General features: G+C 61.0%; 8 protein-coding genes. 1 reads left to right on the forward strand and 7 read right to left on the reverse strand.

Translation table 11 applies throughout. The features are described from left to right. Nucleotides 1–100 precede the first annotated feature (100 nt). The 3 genes from RAH42_RS07915 to RAH42_RS07925 all read right to left on the reverse strand — a co-directional run bounded on the left by RAH42_RS07915 (nucleotide 101) and on the right by RAH42_RS07925 (nucleotide 10,410). A complete protein-coding gene (locus tag RAH42_RS07915; RefSeq protein WP_317539208.1) occupies nucleotides 101–7,822 on the reverse strand; it encodes a YadA-like family protein in 7,722 nt (2,573 codons plus the stop codon). Between the two features lie 476 nt (nucleotides 7,823–8,298). Beyond that, on the reverse strand, nucleotides 8,299–8,850 hold the full coding sequence (locus tag RAH42_RS07920; protein ID WP_317539209.1) for a LemA family protein: 552 nt from the start codon (nucleotides 8,848–8,850) through the stop codon (nucleotides 8,299–8,301). Between the two features lie 201 nt (nucleotides 8,851–9,051). Continuing rightward, nucleotides 9,052–10,410 carry a sodium:alanine symporter family protein gene (locus RAH42_RS07925; protein WP_078017046.1) on the reverse strand — a complete coding sequence of 453 codons (1,359 nt, stop codon included), beginning with the start codon at nucleotides 10,408–10,410 and terminating at the stop codon, nucleotides 9,052–9,054. A 959-nt stretch (nucleotides 10,411–11,369) separates the two neighbouring features. On the opposite strand from RAH42_RS07925, the gene RAH42_RS07930 reads away from it, so the two are divergent. Then, on the forward strand, nucleotides 11,370–12,284 hold the full coding sequence (locus tag RAH42_RS07930; RefSeq protein ID WP_317539210.1) for a tetratricopeptide repeat protein: 915 nt from the start codon (nucleotides 11,370–11,372) through the stop codon (nucleotides 12,282–12,284). Nucleotides 12,285–12,472: 188 nt separating this feature from the next. Here the strand turns inward: RAH42_RS07930 and RAH42_RS07935 are convergent, their stop codons facing one another. From RAH42_RS07935 to RAH42_RS07950, 4 genes are all read right to left on the reverse strand, one after another. Continuing rightward, on the reverse strand, nucleotides 12,473–13,189 hold the full coding sequence (locus RAH42_RS07935) for a B3/4 domain-containing protein (protein ID WP_317539211.1): 717 nt from the start codon (nucleotides 13,187–13,189) through the stop codon (nucleotides 12,473–12,475). Between the two features lie 97 nt (nucleotides 13,190–13,286). Then, nucleotides 13,287–13,697, reverse strand: coding sequence for a methylmalonyl-CoA epimerase (gene mce, locus RAH42_RS07940; protein WP_078017043.1), 411 nt, complete (start codon nucleotides 13,695–13,697; stop codon nucleotides 13,287–13,289). 66 nt (nucleotides 13,698–13,763) lie between these two features. Continuing rightward, nucleotides 13,764–14,468 carry an A24 family peptidase gene (locus RAH42_RS07945; protein WP_317539212.1) on the reverse strand — a complete coding sequence of 235 codons (705 nt, stop codon included), beginning with the start codon at nucleotides 14,466–14,468 and terminating at the stop codon, nucleotides 13,764–13,766. 5 nt (nucleotides 14,469–14,473) lie between these two features. Then, nucleotides 14,474–15,025: an isochorismatase family protein gene (locus tag RAH42_RS07950; protein ID WP_078017041.1), complete on the reverse strand. Its 552-nt coding sequence runs from the start codon at nucleotides 15,023–15,025 to the stop codon at nucleotides 14,474–14,476. Nucleotides 15,026–15,136 lie beyond the last annotated feature (111 nt).

Genomic DNA, 15,136 nt, shown 5'->3' on the forward strand with positions numbered 1-15,136 from the left:
AACCCTCCACACAGAAAAAAATTTTAATTTCCACATCACATTGTACCACAAAGAAGAGGGCGGATCTCAACCGCCAATCCGCCCCCTTCGCCCTTGAACGTCAGTTCGCTTTTCTGCCGCTCTGCAGCAGACGCTCCAGCCTCTCCACGCGCGCGTTCATCTCGGCCATCTGCTCGGCCTGGCGCATGTTGGTCTGCCGCAGCGAAGCCACTTCGGCTTGCAATTCGGCGTTTTCCTTCTGCATCACGTAGACGCTGCTGATCGGGCCGGAGCGGTAGCGCTCGGGGATCGCGTCCTTGTCTTCCTTGCGGCCGATCTTCCAGGTCAGCCCGGCGTTGGCCATCGACTCGCCGTGATGGGTAACGGACACTCCGGCGTGGACCATGAAGTCTTCTTTCAGGTAGTGCGCAAAGCCGAGGGCCAGCGCGTACTCGCCTCTGTACGCTCCGAAACCGGCCATGATCTGGCTGGGTTCGACGGGGTCGTACTGCATCGGTTTCAGTCCGGCGAGGGCGGAGCCGAGCGCGCCGGTGCTCTTGATTTCGCTTCTCAGTTCGCCCATCTGGTTGTAGACGTTACCGAAGTTGTTGTAGATGTTGGTGAACTGTGTGTCGACGGCGCTGAGGGCGTCGCCGACGTTATGGTACGTGCCGCCGCGGATGACGTAGGTGGGGGCGGAGACGGAACCGTCGTTGTTGACGGTGGAGCCGCCGCCGAAGTGATTGGAGACGCTCGACGAGACGCCCCAGAGCTGCGAGCCGTTGACCGCGTCGGCGCTGGTCTGGCTGACTTCGCCCTTGGCGACGTTGACGACTTTATTGCCGGTCGCGTCGAAGCCTTTGGCGGTGACTTTGCCGGCGAAGGTGGGCGCGTCGACGACGCTCGCCTTGACGGCCCCGGAGTCGTTGCTCAGTTTGATGTTGCTGCCCGCCTTGAAGTTGAGGACGTTGTCGATCTTGCTGACGGTCTTCACTTTCACTCCGTCGATCTGGGCGTCCCAGCTCTGCAGGGCGCTGGCAGACGTCGACGCGACCTGCTTGAGCTGTCCTTCGGTGGCGGCCTGTCCGGCTCTGTCGCCTTCGCCCCAGCCGGCGTCGAGGGTCGTGTTGGTCAGGTTGTTGATCGTGCCCTTGCCGCCGGTGTTGATCGTGAGCTTGTTTGTCGTCCCCGTCACGTCGAATTTCAGCTCGTTCTTGAGGGCGACGACAACCTTGCCGCCATCTACCCTGGTCTCGGTGTTCGTGCCGTCGCCGGCGACGTGAACAGCTTGGCCGAGTTTCTTGGTGACGACGCCGTTATCGTCGGCCGAGAGGGCAAAACCCTTATCCACCGTGGTGTTGGTTTCGGCGATCTTGGCGTCCAGCGCCTTGAGCTGGGCCACGTTCACCGCGTCGGTGTCGGCGCTGCCGGCGGCTACGTTGGCGATCTGCCGGGTCGCGTTGGCGTTCCCCACGGAAACGGCCCCATAGGAACCCTTTACCGTACCGCGCACGAGCGTGTCCATCGCCGCGCCGGCGCCGGCGGGCACGTAGACGTTCGACAGCATCTGACGGTCGGCTATGCTGAAAGCGCCCAACGCCACGCCGCCGTCGACGGAAGCGTTGGCGTTATGTCCCAGGATGACGGCGTTCGAAGCGTCCGTCGCCGCAGCGCTGTCCAGCGAGCCGATGGCGACGTTGTGGCTCTTGCCGTCCATGCTGCGCTTGTCGCCCAGAACGATGTTGAAGTCGCCGTTTTTGACGGTGTTCTCCGAACCGATCACGGTAATGTGGCTGACGTTTTCGCCGACGTTCTTGTAGCCGTTGAGCAGGTTGAGATCGCTCAGTTTGGCGCTCGTACCGGTCAGCGTATTGTTGACGCCCATCAGCTGGGACCGACGCGTCCAATCAGCCGTGTTGCCGCCGCCGATGGCCAAAGTCGCCCCGGCGCCATCCATGTCCTGGAGGGTCTGGCGCAGTTTGTCCGCCATCTCGTCCACGGTGTCGGCTCCAGAAGACACGTTCAGCGGGAAAATGTTGGAATTGCTGACGTTGTTCCCCGCACCGAAGATCAGCGCGCCGTTGGCGTTCTCGGTTGTATTGGCGATGCCGACGATGCTGTTGGCGACGCCGCTGGTCCCGCCGTTCCCCTTCGAACGCACGCTGTTCAGAGACCCGATCACAGTCGCGCCGAAGTTCTGCGAGCCGTAAAGATAGCTGTTGAGCCCGCCGGCGCCGGTGAAGTCGCCGGTGACGATGGAGTAGGCACCGACCATCGTGCCGAAAACGGCTTTGTTGTAGCTGTTGGTGCCGATGGTCGTCATGTTGACGAGATTGGCTTCGCCGTTCGTCGCAGCCGCCACGTTCGTTCCGCCCATCGTTCCCGTGTAGGTATGGGAACCGATCTGGATGCTGCCGGTGCGCGCGTAGGAATTCGTGCCCATGGCGATGCCGCCGGCGATGCGCGAAGTGTCGTGAGGCGTATAGGTCGGATTGAAGGGATTCCCGCCCGTCGTCCAGTTGGTCTTGTCGAAGCTGAACTCGTACTCCTGCTGCCCCGAACCGTTGAGGACATAGGAGTTCTTGCCGATGGCGATGCTGGTCAGCGAATGGCCGTTCGACGCCACTTTCGCCGTGTCGCCGAGAGCGATGCTGCCCGCGCCGTCGGAAGAACTGCCGTAGCCGACGGCGACGGCCTTTTCGGCGCCGCTACTTGTCGTGGCGTTGACGCCGGCCGCCAGCGAGTTCGAACCGCCGGCGCCCGCCGTGGCCGTCATGGGACCTTTGTTGGTGGCGACGGGAGCGACCGCCGCGCCGGAATTGACGTGGAAGTACATGTCCGCGTTGGCCGCGGCGCTGGCCATATTGGCTACGCCCTTCAGCTGCGCGACGTTGACGGCATCGGTGTCTTCCGTACCGGCCGCGACGCCCGCGATCTGGCGGGTGATGCCTTTTTCCCTGTTTCCGACGGACATCGCCGCCGCGGTCGATTTCCACGTGGCGCTCGTCTCCGTCGATGCCGCGCCGGTCCGCGCGTCATAGCCGGCTTTTCCTTTTTCCACGTCGGCTTTTGCCTGGCTGCCCAAGGCGATCCCTTCGTCTTGGGTCACTTCCGTATTGTTGCCCAAAGCGAGGATGTTTTTGGCGGATGTCTTGATCGCGTTCGCGTCTTTGCCGTCGTTGAACCCGAGAATGATATTCCCCGTCGCCAGATCGGCGTCCGTCCCCTTGAGGACGTGATTGTTCCCGATCACGATGGAACCGAGCGTATTTTCCAGTTCGTTCCAGGAGCCGGTCAGCACGGAATGCGTAACGCGCGTCCCTTTGTTCTCGTAGCCTTGGACGCTGTTGAAGGCGGAGAAAATGCTTGCGTTCCCGGTCGCTTCGCCCAAGGAAGTCCCCGTGGTGCCGGCAAAACCGGACATGCCCTTTCCCTTCAGTTCGTTGCCGACGCCGGTGACCGAGGAAAACACGGCGTAATCCACCTTGTTGGCGGCGCCGGTCACTCCCACCGAGGCCAGACGGTTATCCTGCGCGTATTTCCTGAGCGTTTCCGACAGCTCCTTTACGGAATCCATTTTGATCGTCGGCGTCAGTTCCAAATGCCCTATAATAGGCGCGTTCATCGACATAGCGTCCAGTATGACCGGATTCTCCGGCGTCAAATAGGAGTTCGTGATCTCGTTGCCAACGCCGAAAATCAAGGCCCCGTTGGACTTGTTGGTCCGGTTCGCCGTGCCCACGATGGCGTTGCCGAAGCCGGAGTACATGAATCCCGTGGCCGGATGATCCGGGGTTCCTCCCAGTACGGAACCCAGATTGGCCGTAAGCTCTTCATTGGCCTCGATGCTGTTCAGCGTGCCGCTGATTACGGCACCGAAGCCCTGCGCCGCCGCGCCCGCATTGTGGAGGGCGTTCATGCCTCTTTGCAGAATACTCCCTACCCATGCCGCAGTCGGCTTGTCTTCCGCCTTGGAAATCACGTTGTACGCGCCGCTGATGCTCTCGAAGTTCCCCATGGCAAAAGAATTGTCGCCGACGATGGTAGAACCCACCCCTGAGGTGATATCCCAATTGTCTTTGCCGTTGAGGTCGAAATCTCCGATCTCGCCCCGGTACTCCCTGTTTCCGACTTCCACGTTGCCGATGCGCGCGTGCGTGTCATGCCCGATGGCGATGCCGCCGGAAAGTTTCGTTTTATCCCGGCCGAAAGCGATGATCGCCTCGTGATTGCCGTTGGTCATCACATGGGAACGCGCGTTCGTGCCGATCGCGATCCCATTGGTGCCGGCGCCGCCCTCCGGAGTGACGCGCGCTCCGTGTCCCCAGGCGATGGAATTCTCCAGCCTGGCGCTGGCGCTGCGCCCGATGGCAATGGCGTCGGTCCCCGTCGCGCCGTCGTTGTTCCAGTTCGTGCCGGCGGGGGCAGCGCTGTCGTCGCTGTGGATCGACACGTAATGCGTTTTTTGATTATCGACTTTGGAGTTCAACGCTGCCAGCTGGGCCACGTTGACCGCGTCAGTCTCCTCTGTGCCGGCGGCCACGCCCGTGATCTGACGTGTGACCTTGGCGTTCCCCGTCGTATCGCCGACCGAAACGGCGGCCGCGGTCGATTTCCACGTGCCGGTGGCGTCGGAATTGTGATTTGTCCCCAAAACGTCATAACCCACTACATTCTTATCCGTCGAAACTACGGAGCCGCTACCGAGAGCGACGCCGCCCGCCTTCTGGACGTCGGTGTTGTGTCCAAGAACGACCGCGTTGGAAACTTTGATTTCCTTTTCCGCGTCGGCGGAGCCGAGGACGACATTGTTGGAGGCGTTGGTCAGCTTGTGCTTGTCGCCGATCACCACGTTGCTCTTGCCGTTTGTCAGGGTATTTTCAGAGCCGATGACGGAAACGTTGCTTACTCTGTCTGCCGCGTTCCTGTAGCCGTCGATCAGGTTATACTTGCTGATATTCCCGCTCGTCCCTTTCAGGGTATTGTTCACGCCCATGACCTGAGACGCCTGCGCGTAATCGGCCGTGTTGCCGCCGCCGATGACGAGCACCGCGCCGCCACCGTTGTTGTTCTGGATAGCGTCACGCAGTTTGGCCGCCATTTTGTCCGGCGTATCTGCGCCGTTGGTTATGCCGGAAATATCTTGAATGGAATTGGTAATGTTGTTGCCGGCACCCAAAATCAAAGCGCCGTTGGCGTTTTTGGTCATATTGGCCAATCCGACGATACTGTTGGCGATACCGCTGTGGTAACCGTAGCCTTTCGTCTGTATGCTGTTCAGCGAACCGACGACGCTGGACCCGAAATTCTGTGCCGCATAGAGACTGTTGAATCCGCCTGCGCCGGTGAAATCGCCGGTCGCAATGGAATAAGCGCCGATCATCGTGCCGAAAATGGCTTTGTTGTAGCTGTTGGTGCCGATGGTCGTTTGGTTAACGTGCGTCCCCTCGCCGTTGGTAGCCGAGGTTACTTGTGTCCCTCCCATGGTTCCCGTGTACGTATGGGCGCCGATCTGTACGCTGCCGGTGCGGGCGTAGGAATTGGCGCCGATGGCGATGCCGGTGGCAACGCGGGATTTGTCGGCCGGCGCAACACCCTGCGTGGGCCAGTTAGGCTTGTCGAAGCCGAATTCGTATTCCTGCTGGCCGCTACCATTGACAACATAGGCTTTTTTGCCGATGGCGATGCCGCCGACCAGATCCACATTGGAAGCGACTTTTGCCTCGTCGCCGATAGCTATGGTGCTGGTGGAATCCGCGATGGCTCCGGGACCGACGGCGATGGCCTTCTCGCCGGTAGATCTCGCACCGGAACCGGCGGCGACGCCGCCTTCAAAGCGAACGTAGCTACCGCTGCCGACCGCCACGCCGTTCTTTCCGTCGGCATGGACCTGCGCGTTGTAACCAAGGGCCGAACCGCCTTCGGCAGAAACGGAAGAACGGTTGCCCACGGTAACGGCATTTTTCTTCGTCACATTCGCGTTGAAGCCGATGGCGGTGCTTTCTTCGGCGTCTTTCTGCACTTTCGCGTTGACGCCGGCCGCCAGAGAATTCTTGCCGCCCGCGCCGGCTTTGGCGCTGACCGTGCCTTTATTGGTCGTTACCGGATCCTCGGCGACATTCGTTGAATTTACATGGAAATAGGAAACGCCGTCATCGGTGAGTTTTTTGGCAAGTCCCTTCACCTGCGCCACGTTGACGGCGTCAGTTTCGTTTGTACCGGCCGCCACGTTGATAATCTGACGGGTCGTTCCGTTAGCACCCACGGAAACCGCGCCTTTTTTAGACACCCAGGTCGCCGTAGTTGCCGTGGAGGCCTGCCCCGTTGCGAAATCCCAGCCAGCAGTATTCGTGCCCGCGGTGCCTGCGGCGCGATTGGCGGAAGAACCTGCGCCAAGGGCCACGCCGCCGTCCACAGAAGCAGCAGCGCCCTGCCCCAACGCCACGCCGGAAACGCCCGCCGTCGTCACGTTCGCGCTGTTGCCGATCACGATAGCGTTAGCGGCCCGGGCGTTCGTGTTATATCCAATGGCGATGCCGTTGTCGGCGTCTTTCTGCACTTTCGCGTTGACGCCGGCGGCGAGAGAATTCTTACCGCCCGCGCCGGCTTTGGCGCTGACCGTGCCTTTATTGTTCGTTACCGGATCCTCGGCGACGTTCGTTGAATTTACATGGAAATAGGAAACGCCGTCATCGGTGAGTTTTTTGGCAAGTCCCTTCACCTGCGCCACGTTGACGGCGTCAGTTTCGTTTGTACCGGCCGCCACGTTGATGATCTGACGAGTCGCTCCATTGGCACCCACAGAAACCGCGCCTTTTTTAGACACCCAGGCCGCCGTGGTCGCCGTAGAGGCTTTCCCTGTCGCAAAGTCCCAGCCCGCCGTGCCGGAAGCGCGGTTGGCGACGGAAGCAGCCCCCAAAGCCACGCCGTCTTCCGCCTGCGCGCTGGCGCCGCTGCCCAGCGCCACGCCGTTCTTGCCGACCGCCGTGACGCTGGCCGTGCGGCCGAGAGCGAGACCGTTCAAAGCCATCACGTTGGCGTTATAGCCGATCGCCACGCTGTCGGTGGCGTCGACTTCGCCGTTGTAGGTGGCGGTGACTTTGCCAGTCGCCGGATCCACCGTTGTAGTCACGTTGCTGTTGCTCACGCCGATGCGCGCGCCCTGTCCGATGACGACGGCGTTTTTGGAGGTGGAACCGACGGCGCTGTTGTACCCGCCGACGAAGGCGTCCTGACCGCCGGCTTTGCTATTGTTGCCGACGACCGTCGCGCGAAGGCCCGTGTTGACGTTGCTTTCGCCGACGGTATAGGCATTGTTAGACCCAATTTTATTGTTATAACCCAAGGCATAAGAAGTCGTACCCGAAATCGTGTTCGTCGAGCCAAGCGCCTGGGAATTATTTCCCCATACGGCATTCTTAAACCCAAAAGCGTAAGTCGTCGAGCCGTTCGTGGCATTCTCGCGGCCAACGGCGACACTGGAAGCGCCTTTTGACGTATTCAGACGTCCGATGGCAATGCTGTCGCCGCCTGTCGCGTTATTGCCCACGCCCATGGCCACGGAATTGGCGACATTGGCGACGTTGTTGACGCCGAGTGCGATGGCGTTGCCTGCGTTGGCGGCGTTGTTGGCGCCCACGGCCAGCGCTCCCGCGCCTTTGGCCGTGGCGTTATAGCCGATCGCCGCGTTCTGCGCGTGGTTCGCCGAAGAACCTGTACCGATGGCGATGCCCGGCCCTTCGCCGGGAGGGTTCGTGGCCGGAGCCGCCGCGCCCGGCACGGCCTTCATCAGCATCAATCCCAGCGCCACGGCAGCCAGCGCGCCGCTTTTCAGGACGGGCAAAGAGCTTTTTTCATCGAGGGGGCTCCCCCCCCACAATTCGTTTTTGTTTCAATCCTTTTTTCATTCGTACCGACCTCCGTTTTAAGTTCAATTTGATGCGTTCAAACATGACGCAAGCCTAATTACACTTCAACCAATTTTAATTTCGACCATTTTACCAGACAATACCTCTGCAAACAAGTATCTTCTGAACATATTGCCCATAGATTTCTCACATTCGATCTGCCATTCGTCGGCCATCGTCCGGTCGATCATCACGAAGACGGTCCACGCGGGACATCTTTTCGTGAAAAACGCCGTTCAGCTTATTTATAGGAAGTTTCGCCATTTTCCGACAGCCGCTTGAAAAATTTCTTTCAAAAAAGGGACCGCGCGCCATTTTTTCAGCGCACGGTCCCTTGTGTTTTGCCGTGGGTTTTACATTTTCTCTTTCAAACGACCGCCGTTTTTGTCCGTCCGCTCGCCGCTCCGGCGCATCAGAAAGACACTTTCGGGGCCTGGGCTTCGCCGGCGTCGCCCAGTTCGAAGAAATCGGCGCGGCGGAAACCGGTCAGCGCCGCCACCAGCGACGAGGGGAAGGAGCGCACGGCCACGTTGTACTCGCGCACGGCGCCGTTGTAATAGCGGCGCGCCAGCTGCAGATCGTCTTCGAGGCGGCTCAGCTCGCCCATGAGGTCGCTGAAGGCGCGGTCGGCCTTGATCTGGGGATAGGCTTCGGCGACGGCGATGAAACGTCCCAAAGCGGCGGTGAGGGAGTTTTCGGCGGCGGCGATCTCGCGGGGCGAACCGCTTCCCTGCGCCGCGCGGGCCTGCGTAACGCTGAGCAGCAGCTCTTGCTCGTGGCCGGCCAGGCCTTTTGCCGACGCGACGAGATTGGGCACCAGATCGTGACGGCGTTTCAGCTGCACGGAAATGCCGCTCCAGCCCTCGTCCCGGCGCGAACCGAGGCGCACCAGCCGGTTATAGACGGTCACGCCCCACAGCCCGACCAGGGCGGCCACGACGACGTAAAAAACGCTTGGGTTCATCGAGAAACCTCCTTTGCAGAGATGATGAGAGTATACCAAAAAAGGGTGCCGGCCGCAGCGCTTTTCCTTCCGGCCACAAAAAAACGGAGCGAGGCAACGATTACCGTTTCTCTCGCTCCGTTTTGTGTACGATCAGGCGTTCTCTTTGAGGACGCCCGAACAGCGCCCCTGTGCGAACTTAACTTATGTCCGGCTTCGGGATCAGGCTTTCAGTTTGCCGTCGCTGTCGAAGTCGTCCAGCGCTTTGGAAACGACCTTGGCCAGGCCGATCAGGGCGATCAAGTTGGGGAACACCATGATGCCGTTGAAGAAATCGGAAAGTTCCCAGACGAGGTCGAGCTTGAGGACGGAACCGAGGATAACGAACGCGACGACGATGAGGCGGTACGGCGTGAGCCCCTTGTTGCCGAACAGGTACTTGATGTTCTGCTCGCCGAAGAAATACCAGCCGATGACGGTCGAGAACGCGAAGAAGAGCATGCAGATGGCCACGAAGGGAAGTCCCCATTCGCCAAGTCCGATCCTGAACGCGTTCTGCGTCAGCGAGATGCCGCTGGTTTTGCCGTCGAGAGCGCCGGTGACGAAGATGACGAAAGCGGTCATGTTGAGGACGACGAACGTATCGATGAAAACGCCCATGATCGCGGCAAGGCCCTGCTCCGCCGGGTGCTTGACCTTGGCGACGGCGTGGGCGTGAGGCGTGGAGCCCATGCCGGCCTCATTGGAGAACAGGCCGCGGGCGACGCCGTAACGGACGGCTTCCTTGATCGTCGCGCCGATCAGGCCGCCGGTCGCGGCCTTGGGATCGAAAGCGCCGTCGATGATCATCCAGAACATGTGAGGGATCTTGGCGCCGAAACGGACCAAGATATAGAGACCACCCAGGAGGTACAGGCCGGCCATGATGGGGACGATCTTCTCGGTCAGAGAAGCGATGCGGCCAACGCCGCCGAAGAACACGTAAGCGGAGACGGCGCCGACGACGCAGCCGACGATCAGACGGTTCGTGCCGAAGGCGTTGCTGAACGCGTCGGCGATGGAGTTGGACTGCACCATGTTGCCGATAAATCCGAGAGCGATGATGATCGCGACGGAGAAGAAGATCGCCAGCGGCCGGCAGTGAAGACCTTCGGCAATGTAGTACGCCGGGCCGCCGACGACGTTGCCGAGATCGTCCTTGCCCTTGTAAGTCTGAGCCAGAACGGCTTCGGCGAAGATCGTGCCCATGCCGAAGAAGGCGGCGATCCACATCCAGAAGATGGCGCCGGGGCCGCCCATGGCGATGGCCGTCGCCGCGCCGGCCAGATTGCCGGTGCCGACCTGGGCGGCGATGGCCGTAGCCAAAGCCTGGAACGAGCTCATGCCTTCCTTGCCGGCACGCTCGCCGAAGAGCGTCAGGCCGCCAAACACGTGCTTGAACGCCTGGCCAAATTTGCGAACCTGAACGAACTTGAGGCGAAGCGTAAAATACAATCCTGTGCCGCAGAGAAGAGGAATCAGACAGTACAGTCCCCAGATAAAACCGTTCGCTTTTGAAACCAGTGCCGTTAGTTGGTCCATATACGAAAGCCTCCCTAGAATTAATAAAAACAACATTGTGCTGCAATGAAACTGCAGATGACTGAAAGCCTTGCACAAACTTTGGGCAGAAAGTTGTGAAAAGCTCACAAATCATACTGGTATTATGCGTTTTCTTTCACGAATTTACAACAGATACTTTACGGCAAAAAAATCTTTAGAATTAAAAATATATTCATGTTTTTAGTGCATCCACAAAGAAAACCGGCCGCATTTCGCCTCGAGGAAGGGGGCACCCAGCTTTCGCAAGTTTCGAGAGAAAAGAGTTTGCCGTCCGCGTCCGCGCCGCCGCAAAAAACTTCACGCGGCTTTTTGCCGTACGCTTTTCCCGCGCTCATCTTCAGAGGCGAAGGCAAGATTCATTCTCCCTCAAAATTCGGAAGCACAGAAGATGCAGATGAGGTAAAATGAAATGTATACGCGTCTTCGTTTTCATTTCTGCATCATCACACGCGATTTTTTATTATAATTTTATAGAAGGAACCTCAAGGAGATCTCATGGAAAAAACAAAGTTCGCCGCGGCGTTGCTGTTGAGCGTCGTTTTCGTCCTGCCGGCGCGCGGCGCCCCGGTGGAAAAAGCGGAAGCGCCGGCGGCGGTTTCGAAATCGGACAAGCGCACGGCGCAGGGACTGCGGGCCTGGTTTGGCGGGCAGGAGCGGGAAGCGGAAGAGATTTTTTCCCGCATCACGCGGGAGAACTCTCCCGACCCCGTCCCCTATCACGCCCTGGCCATCCTTCTCTCCGACCGGCAGCAGGATTACTCTCGGATCACCGAGCTTTACAACCGTCACAAAGCGCTTTCTCCCAAGAGCGGCGACGCCTACGGCGCCATTCTGCCGATCCTCGACGAATACGCCCGCAAAGGCTGCGTCCAGGCGCAGCTGCTTCTCGCCCGCGCGCAGGATTGGGGCTGGCCGCCGCGCCGAACGGGATCCACCCCATGCTCTGGCTGCGCCGCGCGGCCGACGGGGGCTATGCGCAGGCGCAGCGGGAGCTCGGGCTCCTCTACGAAACGGGCGAAAGGCTCGAGAAAGACACCGCGCGGGCCGTCGCGCTTTACAGCGAAGCCGCGGCGCAGGACGACGCTTTTGCGATGAAGTTTCTCGCCGTGCTGTATCTGAACGGGAACAACCCCGCTCACAGAAGAACGGCTTTCGAGCTTCTCAATCGGGCGGACCGGGCGAATCTGCCCGAAGCGCAGCTGCTCCTCGCCCAGCTTTATCAAAAAGGGGTCTTCGTGAAGAAAGACGCAAAGCGGGCCGTGCAATGGTACAAAAAGGCGGCCCGAAACGGCAGCTCGGAGGCCATGAATATCCTGGCCTGGCGCTGCGAAAACGGCGAAGGCGTCAAAAAATCGCCGGCGAAGGCGCTGCAATGGTACAAGGCCGCCGCCGAACGGGGGGAGCACAACGCGCTCTTCCGTCTGGGCGTTCTGTATTACACGGGCAAACACGTCGCGGCCGATCACGCGCTGGCCTTCGAATATTTCAAGAAAGCGGCGGAGCTCGGCGACGTCACGGCATGGTACAACGTGGCCTGGTTGAACAAAACGGGCGACGGCACGGCGCAGAACTTTCAGGAGGCGAAGACCTGGTTCGAGCGCGCGGCGCTGACGGGCAACAGCCGCGCGCAGGTCAATCTCGGCGTGATGTACGCCAACGGCGAGGGATTCCCCGTCGATTTCGAGGAAGCCTGCTTCTGGTTCGAACTGTCGAAACTCTGCGGCAACGAGGACGCGCAGCAAGGGCTGGATTTCGTCGCGCCGCAACTGGATGACGCGGCCAAAGACCGCGCCCGGCGCCGCGCGCAGCGGACTTTCAAACGGATGCGCCGGCAGCGCGACGAGCAGCCGTAAGGCTCGGCCTGCCTCGCGCCGCGGCGCTCGACGAGCGGGACGAAAGAGTTTTTTCCGGCAGGAATCCTTTCGAGCCGCGGCGCGCCCCATACAAAAAGCGGCCGGAAGCCGATGATCTTGATTTCATCGGCTTCCGGCCGCTTTGATTGTTCCACGTGGAACATCGCGGCTCGAGGAGCTTTCGCGCTTTATTCAAGGCTGGCGGAGCGGTTTTCGCGGTCGGCGACGGCAACGCGGCACGTTCCGCCAAGATGGCGCCGCGTTTTTTCCGCCAGCGTTTCCAGCGCGTGGCGCAGATCCTCGCGGCGTTCCGGAGCGACGGATTCGATGACCAGAAAGGCGTTGACCGTGTCTTCGGTCAGCATGGTGCGCTGGCCGTCGCGCCAGTTCCAGCAGCGGCATACGGCGCCGGCGTCGTCGCGGTAGCAGACTTCGCCGGGCAACGTCGGCTCTTCCGTCTCGTCGCCAAGCGCCAGGAAGGGATCGCCGCCGGCGCTGACGTCGAGGCGCAGGTCTCCCCGGAAGGCGTCGAGATCTTCGCCGCCGACGGGGAAGCCCCAGGTGAGCGACACGGCGTTGTAGATGTCCACCAGCGGGTTGACGCTGCCGAGACCCTTGCCTTTTTCCACCCGCTTCAGCAGCGCTTCGATCGAGCTGCGCGCGCCTTTTTTCGTTTTGAAGAGCTTGAAGGCGTCGCGCCAGACCGCCACGACGGGACACTGGCTGAGCGTTTCGCCAGTGAGGTATTTTCTCGACTCGTTCAGCGCGCTCTCAAGGTCTGCGGCGATGGCGGAGCGGTCTTTCACCCTGTCGGCGTGGTTTTCCAGGCCGCGGGCGACGACGATGCCGATCTCGGCCTGGGGAAACAGGTTCCAAAACGGTTCCGAAGCGGTAAAGCGGGCCATATGCGCATCTTCTCCTTACGTTCGCACGTTCCATGACGCAGAGCGGCACGACTTAAAAAAGTCGTGCCGCTCTGCGCGTCCGATTCCCAAGCTCGGTTTATCGGCGTTCGCAGAGCTCGAGCAGCACGCCGCCGGTCGATTTGGGATGCAGAAAGGCGATCATCGCGCCGCCCGCGCCGCGGCGGGGCTTTTCGTCGATCAGGCGAACGCCTTTTTCCTTCAGTTCGGCCAAAGCCGCTTCGAGATTCTCGACGCGGATCGCCACGTGATGCAGGCCGCCGCGGCCGCCGTTTTTCTCCATGAACTTGGCCACCGGGCTGTCGTCGCTGGTCGGCTCGAGGAGCTCAACTTCGGTGTCCTTGATGGGAAGGAACGCCGTCTTCACCTTCTGGTCGGCGACCTCCTCCACGCCGTGGCACGTGACGCCCAGCGTGTCCTGCCAGAACGCGAGCGCTTCGTCGATGCTGGGCACGGCGACGCCGAGATGATCGATCACTGTAAGATTCATTTTCATATCCCCTTTGAATGATCGCGGAACTTCGCTTCGCCTATGATAGCAGAAAAACGCCAAAGCTCAAGGCGGATTCTCTCCCCGGACAAGGCGGGCGGAAGCGGCCGGCTCCTCTTCGAAAAAACGGATCGCCGTCCCCAGCCGCGGGCCGATCCGCGGCGCCGCCCAGAGCGCGAAAAGAAGGCCGATCAGCAAAAACGGCGCCAGCGGCAGCGCGTCTTTTCGCCCGACGCGCTTCGCAAGCAGCAGGAACAGGGCGGCGACGCCGCCCGAGACGATGCCGCCGTACAGAGTCAGCGCCGTCAGCTTCCAGCCCAGCAGCGCGCCCAGCCCCGCCATCAGGAACACGTCGCCCCAGCCCATGCCGCCGCGCGTGACCAGGACGATCAGCGCCAGCGGCGCGGCCCCGGCCGCCATGCCCAGAAGAATTTCCTTCGCTCCGGACAGAACGCCGTAAGGCAGCCGCAGCGCCAGCGCCGCCGCCAGAGAAGCGGCGACGGCCCGATCGTAAACGTAGCCGTCGCTCAGGTCGGTCAGCGCGTGAAACTCGGCGAAGCACAGCGCCGCCGCGGCCAGCGCCCAGTCGCGGCGCAGCGGCCATCCCGAAACGAGCAGAGCCCAGGAAACGGCCGTCAGAACGGCGCAGCCGGCGAAGGCGCGCCGGCCGGCAAGGATCTTCCTTTCATCGTCCGCCGTCCGGCGCGCGAGCGCGCACACGAAGGCTCCGGCGGCGGCTCCGCACAGGGCGGCCACCCAGCAGGGCGTCATCGGCCTTATTTGAACAGCGGCAGCAACGCCTTGAACTCCGGCGTCCCTGCCCGGCCCAAAAGCTGATAGACGACCGTTTCCACCGGCAGCACGGCGACGCCCGCCGCCAGCAGGTTGCGCATCGCCAGCTCGTGATGTCTGCGGTTGCGGCTCGCGCACGCCTCTTCGACGACGGCGACGGCACAGCCGCGTTCTTTCAGCTCCATGGCCGTGGAAAAAACGCAGATATGGCTCTCGATCCCGAAGACGACGGCCGACCTCCGCCCGCAGCGCGCCAGCGCCGCCGCAAAACCGTCCGCGCCGAAGCAGGAGAAGCTGGTTTTGTCCATCACCGCCGCGGGACCGAGCAGCCCGCGCAGCGGCGGCACCGTCGCTCCCAGTCCCTTGGGATACTGCTCGGTCGCCAGCACGGGGATTTTCAATACCGCCGCCGACTTCAGCAGCCGCTCCGCCTCGTACAAGACCGGCTCGATCCCGCTCATCGCCGGCACTAATTTTTCCTGCAGATCGATCATCACAAAAACGCATTTTTCCGCGCGCAGACGCACAGGTTCCATGTTTTTCCTCCTCGGGGCATAGATTTCCTCGTGACTTATTATCCCATACATTTCACGTCATGAGAACAAAGTCGATTTTTGTGATATGCTTATTCAATCGAAAAGTTCACG

The sequence above is a fragment of the Pyramidobacter sp. YE332 genome, assembly GCF_033060595.1.
Taxonomy (GTDB): Bacteria; Synergistota; Synergistia; order Synergistales; family Dethiosulfovibrionaceae; genus Pyramidobacter.

Coding starts and splice junctions, on each gene's coding strand:
- RAH42_RS07920 (WP_317539209.1), bottom strand. CDS start 8,850: ATGAACCCAAGCGTTTTTTACGTCGTCGTGGCCGCCCTGGTCGGGCTG.
- RAH42_RS07925 (WP_078017046.1), bottom strand. CDS start 10,410: ATGGACCAACTAACGGCACTGGTTTCAAAAGCGAACGGTTTTATCTGG.
- RAH42_RS07930 (WP_317539210.1), top strand. CDS start 11,370: ATGCTCTGGCTGCGCCGCGCGGCCGACGGGGGCTATGCGCAGGCGCAG.
- RAH42_RS07935 (WP_317539211.1), bottom strand. CDS start 13,189: ATGGCCCGCTTTACCGCTTCGGAACCGTTTTGGAACCTGTTTCCCCAG.
- mce (WP_078017043.1), bottom strand. CDS start 13,697: ATGAATCTTACAGTGATCGATCATCTCGGCGTCGCCGTGCCCAGCATC.
- RAH42_RS07945 (WP_317539212.1), bottom strand. CDS start 14,468: ATGACGCCCTGCTGGGTGGCCGCCCTGTGCGGAGCCGCCGCCGGAGCC.
- RAH42_RS07950 (WP_078017041.1), bottom strand. CDS start 15,025: ATGGAACCTGTGCGTCTGCGCGCGGAAAAATGCGTTTTTGTGATGATC.